Origin of the sequence: Vibrio sp. 10N.261.51.F12 (assembly GCF_041471725.1) — a bacterium.
Taxonomy (GTDB): domain Bacteria; phylum Pseudomonadota; class Gammaproteobacteria; order Enterobacterales; family Vibrionaceae; genus Vibrio.
On the sequence record NZ_JBFROV010000076.1, the window covers coordinates 1 to 258 of the forward strand.

The 258-nt window shown below is 43.8% G+C and carries 1 tRNA gene; it reads left to right on the forward strand.

What is annotated here, in order from left to right:
* The first annotated feature begins 50 nt into the window (after positions 1-50).
* Positions 51-126, forward strand: a tRNA-Val gene (locus AB4405_RS24315).
* The last annotated feature ends 132 nt before the right edge of the window (positions 127-258 follow it).

The following is a 258-nucleotide window of genomic DNA, read 5'->3' on the forward strand; positions in this document are numbered from 1 at the left end:
ATCCTGCACGACCCACCATTCTTTCCCACGAAGGAATTAAAACTAAATGTGGGCGATTAGCTCAGTTGGGAGAGCACCTCCCTTACAAGGAGGGGGTCACTGGTTCGAGCCCGGTATCGCCCACCACTCTCTAAATATTTTTGGAAGACTCAATCCAAACCACTACTTTTGTTGTTGGTTTGCATTTTTGACTCTGAAAGTCCTTAGAAAGTGCTTTTTAGTACGCGTTTCGAAAGAAACATGCTCTTTAACAATTTG